Source organism: Streptomyces alkaliphilus (assembly GCF_014141535.1).
GTDB lineage: Bacteria > Actinomycetota > Actinomycetes > Streptomycetales > Streptomycetaceae > Streptomyces > Streptomyces alkaliphilus.
Genome location: NZ_VKHT01000174.1, coordinates 1 through 6,791, shown reverse-complemented (window position 1 = coordinate 6,791; position 6,791 = coordinate 1). Strand labels below are relative to the sequence as shown.

Here is a 6,791-nt window from a genome sequence, read left to right as displayed (position 1 = left end):
GCATGGTGGCGGGTGCGCCCGCGGCCGTGCCCGCGGCGCCGGGCACGGGCGGCCGGCCGCCGGGGCCGCCGGCCGGGGTGAGTTCGGCGTGGAAGACGCGGTGCAGGTCGGCGACGACCTTGCGGGCGGAACGGATCAACAGGGAACGGTCCAGCCGTCCGCGCCGGCGGCCCGCCAACTGCTCGGCGCCGGTGGGATCGTGCGCGATCAGACCCACCACCCGGGCCGGGGCTCCGGCGCCGGAGAGCATCTCGTTGACCTCGCCGGCGAGCCGGTGGCCGCGCTGCGGGTCGGCGACCAGCACCACTCCGAGGCGGGGCAGGCCGGTGTGGGCGGGACCGGTGCGCCCGCCGTGCAACTTGGCGCCCAGCGCGAGGACGCGATCCCGGGCCCGGGCCAGGTGTTCGGGGGCGGTGCCGGTGACGACCAGCAGGAGCGTGGCGTGCTGGACGAGGGCGACGGTCGGGGAGTCGGCCCCCATCCGTCCGCAGTCGGCGATCACGTCGGCGGCGGCCTCGGGGTGGGGGGAACCGGCCAGGTCGGCGAAGGCCCGGCCGAGGGTGCTCCACTGGCCGGTGAGGCCGGCGGCCTGCTCGGAGCCGGCGAGGCCGACGATCACGTCCAGCCCGCCGGCGACGCGCTGGGAGTGGTCCCACAACTGCTCGGCGGCGATGCCGCGGCGGGCGGTGGCGGCGAGGGAGAGCAGACCGGTGCCGGGGTCCGGGGGACCGCCGTCGACGCGGGCGGCACGGTAGACGAGGTCGCCGCCGGCCGGATCGGTCTCGGCGAGCAGCACCCGCCGCGGCCACAGCGCGGCCAGGGCGACCGCCGCGGTGGTGACGCCGGGCGCCCCCTTGTCCGCGGCCAGTGCGATCAACGCCATCTGTCTCTGCCCCTCGTGTTTCGGTGCGGGTCGTTCCGTCGTGCGTCCGCGGCCGGGGTCACCCGCCGGCCCGGGTCGGCCACCCCCTCGGCCGGGCGCCGAACGGTCCGGTCGGAGCCCGGACGCCCCGCGAGGGGATCGGGGGCGGAGACCGGCGATCGGGTCGGTCGTGCCGGCCGGCCCGGATCGATTCGGACGATCTCGGATCGGGGCGGGTTCGTTCGGTGCGGTTCGTTCGGTGCGGATCGGGGGGTGCGGCTCAGGATGTGCCGGAGGAGACGATGACCAGCGAGACGTCCCCGCCGGAGGCGGCCCGGGCCAGGTCCGGTGCCTCCCCGCGGCTCACCCGCAGGGTGACGGCGAGGTTGTTGCGACCGGCGACATCGGACTCACCGAAGATGTTCTCGACCTTCACCCGCTCGGCGATCACCGTCTCGCGGGCGGCGCCCTCCTCGGCGGTGCGCTCGTCACCCACCCAGTAGGCGGCGACGGAGTCACCGGCCTTGAGACCGGAGGGGAACTGACCGGCACGCAGCGAGACACCGACGATGACCTCGTCGCTGCCCAGCGTCTCGTCGGTGGTGAGCATCTCGCCGACCAGGAGGGTGCCCGCGACCAGGTCCACCGCCGGCCGGTAGTCCTCGGCCAGCGCGCCGCGCTGCCCCCAGCGCACGTAGGAGACCGCCTCGTCCTCGGCGACGAGCACCGGTGCCATCGCGGAGTCGGGGATGGGTTGCCCGGCGGGCACCCGCTCGGTGATCTTGATGACCTCGATGCGATCGCCGGCGCGCAGCACCAGCGTGGCGGCACCGAGGGCACCGACGAGGATCAGCAGGACGGCCAGGGCGGCGAGGGCCGGTTTGCGCTCTCGCGGAGGGGTCGGCAGTCGGTCGGCCACCCCCGGTGCCCCCGTCGTGACGGGCCTGTTCGCCTGCGCGGCAGCCCGGTCCCGGGTCTTCACGCCACCACCCCCGCGGTCGACTCGCGCCCGAGCGGGCGCTTCGGGGCCCGCGGGCGCCCGGTCGGCCCCGCGAACCGTTTCTCGGTTGTTCTCGTGCTTCTCGTCCTCGGCGGGGTCTCCCCCGCGGCTCCTCGGCCGCCGGTACCACACACGTTCGGTGACACGTTCGGTGAATCGGTGGCGGAGGGCCCCCGCCCGCACGGCGCACCGGACGCGATCGGTCTCCCGGTCGCGGTGGGGTCGGTCTCCCCGGTTTCCCTCGTGGCCGCCCCTGTACGGCGGGCAGGACGCTCGAACGGTATCAGCCGGCGGAGTGGCGCTACAACGGCAGGATGTCACACCCGTGCAACAGCCATTGACCGCGCGGTGACCGCGGAACGACCGGATCGCGAGGGGGTGCCGGGGTGGCGGCGGGGCCGCTCCCGGGTGTCCGGGAGCGGCCCCGCACCGGTCACTCCGGCACCGGCAGACGGACCGTCATCGGCATGCCGTCACCCAGATGGAGGATGCCGCTGCCCGGCTGCGGGCGCTCCACGGCCACGCTGCGCGCCAACTTCGCGCCGATCAACTCCCCGTGGCGGTGGGTCTGCGGGGAGAGCAGCACGCCGCGACGGGCCTTCTTGACCTCCGCCTGCCAGCCACTGAAGCCACTGCACACGTCGGCGGCGTCACCGGCCAGGACCGTGCAGACGCCGCGTTCGCCCCCGCGCACGACCATGGCGCGCAGTTCGTCCTCGGCGTCGCGGGTGCGGCGCAACTCCTCCGCGTCGTCCATCATGAAGACGATCGGCTCGGCGGGTGAGGCCGTGGCCAGCGCGTCGGCCACGTCCTCGTTGGTGATCTTCGTGCCGCGCAGCACGGACACCACACCCTCCTCTCCCTCCAACGCCTCCAGCGGCGACTGCCGGGGGGCGGAGACCACCAGGCGGACGCCGTTGCGCAGGAAGGACCGGGCCATGTGCGTCAGCACGGTGCTGCGGCCGGACTTGGCGGGCCCGGCGATGACGAAGGACGGCAGACCGGTCGCCATGTCGGGCCCGAAGGCCGTCAACTCGTCGCCGCCCACGCCGACCAGCGCCCACAGTCGCGACCCGGAGGTCTCCGGGTCACGCATCTCCCAGGCGTCCGCGAAGGTGAGGTTGGCCGGCAGGACGTCCACCCGGAACGGCCGCCGGGCGCGCGGCACCCCGGCGTCCCGCTGTCGGGCCGTCTCGCCGATGGCGGTCAACGCCGCCGCCTGCCCCTGGCCCGTCAGATCATCGTCCAGGACCGCCACCTGCACCTCGGCCCCGGACTGCCCCCGGAACATGCGGCCGGCCGGCACCTCGTCGGGAATGTCGCGCGGACGCAGACCCGCCGCCGAGTAGTCGGTGCGGTCCTGGAGGCGGAAGGTGTACTTCTCCTCGGCGAGACTGCTGATGCGGCCGGTCATCACCCGCTGGTCACCGGTGATGATCACGTGCACGCCGACACTGGCGCCCTCGCGCATGACGAAGAACAACTGGTCGGTCAGGGCACCGGTGTCGATCTCGCCCAGGGAGGGCAGCCAGCCCTCCCACCGGTCCACCAACAGCACGATGTGGGGCAGGCGCTCGTCCTCCGGCGCCGCCGCGCGCTGCTCCCCGATGTCGGCGAGGGCGTCGCGCGCCAGGATCTCCTGACGCCGGGCCACCTCGCCGTCCAGCCGCTGGAGCAGCCGCTTGGCGCGGTCCACCTGGTTGCGGCCGACCACCGCGCCGCAGTGCGGCAACCGGGTGAGCACGTTCAGCGCGCCGTTGCCGCAGTCGAAGGCGTAGAGGTGCACGTCCCGACAGGAGTGGGTGCGGGCCAGGGTGCCCGCGATGGTGCGCAGGAGTTGGGAACGGCCGGTGCGCGGGGCGCCGGCGACCAGCAGGTGACCGAAGGTCGCGAAGTCCACCGCCAGCGGGCGGCGGGCCTGCTGCTCGGGAACGTCCTCCACCGCGTAGGGGGTGGCGGGCAGCGCGCCGGCCGAGGCGGGGACGGGCAACTCGTCCAGGCGGACCTTCTCCGGCAGCGGGTCCAGCCACGGGCGGTGCTGTCGGGGGAAGCCGAGCGCGCGGTCGGCCCCGATGACCGCGTCCACCAGGACCCGCAGGTCGGTGTTGGCGTCGTCCTCGGCGCGGGTGCCCTCGGGGCGCCGGAGCGCCTCGCGGCCCAGCCCGTTCCAGTCCAACTCCTTCGACCAGGGGCGGGAGACGGCCGGATCCACCGCGCCCGGCCGCCGGCCGCCGACCCGGCCGGATTGGAAGGGGACCAGCGAGGAGGCGCCCAGCCGCACGTAGGCGCGCCCCGGTGTGGACTTGGCGATCATGCCGGCGTCGGGGGCGTCGATGACGTCGGTGGACTCGCCGGCGTCGGTGACGCGCAGCGCGATCCGCAGGTTGGTGTTGGCGCGGATCTCCGGGGAGACGACGCCGGAGGGCCGCTGGGTGGCCAGCAACAGGTGGATGCCGAGGGATCGGCCGCGCTGGGCGATGTTGACCAGGCCCTTCACGAAGTCCGGCAGTTCGCGGACCATCGAGGCGAACTCGTCGATGACGATGAGCAGACGGGGCATCGGACGGTGCCGACCGGGCTCGCGCCGGGCGAGGTCCTGGTGGTCCTCGATGTCCTTCGCGCCGACGGCGGCCAGGATGTGCTCGCGGCGGGTCAGTTCGGCGCCCAGCGAGCGCAGCGCCCGCTCCACGAGGTGGTTGTCCAGGTCGGTGACCATGCCGACGGTGTGCGGCAGTTGCACACAGTCCTTGAAGGCGGAGCCGCCCTTGTAGTCGACCAGCACGAAGGTCATGTTCTCGGGCGTGTTCGCGACCGCCAGCGAGGCCACGATGGTCTGCAGCAGCTCGGACTTTCCGGAGCCGGTGGTGCCCGCGATCAGGCCGTGCGGGCCGTCGCGGCGCAGGTCCAGGGCGAATGCCCCGTCGTAGGACTCGCCGATGACGGCGGTGGTGGACTGACCGTCGAACCGCCAGCGGGCGGCGATCGCCTCCGGGGTCGGCGGCTCCAGTTCCATGACGTCCAGCAGACGGCTGGAGGAGGGCAGCCCGGCGCCCTCCACCTCGCCGCTGATGTCCCGCAGCGGGGCCAGGGACCGGGAGATCAGGGCGCACCAGTGGGGGGAGACCAGGTCCGGCAGCACGCCCCGGACGGGGTCGGCTCCCTTGCGCTCCACCCGCAGCCGGTCCGGGACGGGCGCGGCGCCCTCACCGGGGCGGCCCCGCCCCGGGTCTCCGGTGGTGGGGCGGCCGGGGGCGCCGAAGCCGGGCGGTCCACCGGGGAAGCCGCCGAAGCCGCCCTGCGGCAGACCGGCCCGGAACTGTTCCCAGGGGTTGGCCGAGGGGTCCGGCCGGGGCTCGGCCACGGCGACCGCCTGGCACTCACCGGGCAGGAAGCGCTCCTCCTCGTCCAGGCACAGGGAGTGGATGCCGACCGTCGGTCCCTCCTTGAGCAGCCGGATCACCCCCGGCAGGGTGCGCATCCGCCGCGATCCGTCGAAGACGATCACGATGTCGGGGTCGGAGAACTCGGCGGTGCGGGAGCGGGACTTCTTCGCCGCCTTGAGCCGTCCGTCCAGCAGGCCGGTCAGCTCGGCGAGGCGGGCGCCCACGGTCTCGGCGTCGGTGCCGATCAGCACGTTGGTGTTGCGCTCGGCCTCGGGTCGGGCGTGCGGCAACCAGCGCACCCACTCCCAGTCCTGGCGGCCGGCGGCGTCGGTGAGCAGGTACAGCTGGACGTCGTTGGGGCTGTGCAGGGTGACGAGTTGACCGACGGCCCAGCGCCCCATGGCGCGGGCCATGCCGCCGGGGGCGGCCAGGCCGACCACTCCGTGTTCCCGCATCGGGATGGTGACCGGCGCGTCGGGGACCTTCCAGGTGACCTGGCGCTTGTGCTCGTCCTGTTCGGGGTCGCTGAGGATCACCTCGGAGTCGAGGTCGCAGGTGCCCACCCGCAGCAGCAGGTGGTCGTCGTCGGTGCGCCGGCGCTCCCACAGGCGGGTGCGCGGACCGGTGGCGGCGTTGAGCACCACGGCGGGGTCGGGGGCGGCGTGCCGCCGGGTGAACCGTTCGGCCGCCAGGGCCTGTTGCGCGTCGCCCTCGACGCGTGCCTTGGTCTCCTCGTACTCCTTGACCCGTTCGGCGTACTTGCGGCGGGCGTTCTTCGTCGACATGAAGTAGTTGGCGAAGAGCATGATCGGCGAGAGGATCGCCATGATCAGGAAGATCCACCGGCCCAGCAGCAGCGCCATGGTGATCGCGCCGACCAGGGGCACGAAGGCGAGCACCCAGGGCAGCGGTCGCTTGTCGGGCTCGTCCGGCGGTTTGGGGAGCCGGAAGTGGGTGGGGTGCTTGGGCGGGATCAGCCGCGGGGGACGGTTGTAGTCCAGTCCGGCGCCGTCCTCGGAGGGCCGCAGCGCGGCGTCCGGCGGGTAGTAGGGAGCGACCTCCAGCAGGGTGTCGCCGATGGCGAGTTGACCGCCCAGCGGCCAGGGGACGCGCTCCGTCTTCCCCTCCGTCTCCGGCTCCGCGCCGTCGATCCGGACCTCGGCGTCACCGTGGACGACGACGGTGCACGAACCCTCCGCGTTGACGCGCAGGGTCAACGCCCGACCGGCCAGCGTCGGGTCGGCGATCCGCACCGCCGTGCCGGGGGCCGAGCCGATGTCGATCCGGCCCACGCCCAGCCGGTGCACGGCGCCGGCCGCCGGGCCACCGACCACCCGCAGTTCGACGAAGCCGTTGGGTTCGCCGGGCGGGCAGCCCTCGGGGGTGTGGAGGCTGACGACGGTGCCCTCGCGCAGCGGGGAGTCGGCCAGCGGGAGGCGGGGGTCCACCGGCGCGCCGTCGACGTAGATCGGCGGCGGTCCGCCGGGGGCCGGCGCCCCGTGGTGCGGCCACGGGTGCGCCGCCCCGGCATGGGCGTGCGACGGGG

The 6,791-nt window shown here is 74.4% G+C and carries 3 protein-coding genes; all 3 read right to left on the bottom strand.

Going from position 1 to position 6,791, the window contains the following annotated elements:
- Nucleotides 1–883, bottom strand: an 883-nt coding sequence (locus tag FNQ90_RS08310; protein WP_228470962.1) for a MinD/ParA family ATP-binding protein, incomplete at its 3' end; no start/stop codon positions are given.
- A gap of 259 nt (nt 884–1,142) precedes the next feature.
- Nucleotides 1,143–1,844 (bottom strand): hypothetical protein, encoded by a 702-nt coding sequence (locus FNQ90_RS08305; RefSeq protein WP_323379840.1) that lies wholly within the window; start codon nt 1,842–1,844, stop codon nt 1,143–1,145.
- 451 nt (nt 1,845–2,295) lie between these two features.
- Nucleotides 2,296–6,791: FtsK/SpoIIIE domain-containing protein (locus FNQ90_RS08300; protein WP_182605779.1), on the bottom strand; the 4,496-nt coding region annotated here is incomplete at its 5' end.